The organism is Burkholderia sp. SIMBA_051 (genome assembly GCF_046534915.1).
In the GTDB taxonomy this organism is placed as follows: Bacteria; Pseudomonadota; Gammaproteobacteria; order Burkholderiales; family Burkholderiaceae; genus Burkholderia; species Burkholderia ambifaria.
Genome location: NZ_JAWRXS010000875.1, coordinates 1 through 237, shown reverse-complemented (window position 1 = coordinate 237; position 237 = coordinate 1). Strand labels below are relative to the sequence as shown.

Below are 237 nucleotides of genomic sequence, written 5' to 3'. Positions count from 1 at the left end.
CGGCCGAACCAGTACAGCCCATCCGCCGCCCGCGCCGGGAGGTGGCCGCCGATGCGCCGCACCCGCGGCGCCCCCTGCGAGCCGATGAGCGGCGTGGCGACGGGCTCGTCGGACAGGACCCACACATCCGCCGAGCGGATGCCGAGGCGCATTTCCAGCGGATCGACGTTGTCCCGCTCGGCCATCCGGCAGAAGCCGCCGGGCATCACCCGCCAGCCGGCGGCGCGCACCGCCGCC

1 protein-coding gene is annotated in these 237 nt (G+C 76.8%); it reads right to left on the bottom strand.

What is annotated here, in order from left to right:
* Nucleotides 1-237, bottom strand: a 237-nt coding sequence (locus SB771_RS36945; protein ID WP_410722278.1) for a hypothetical protein, incomplete at both ends; no start/stop codon positions are given.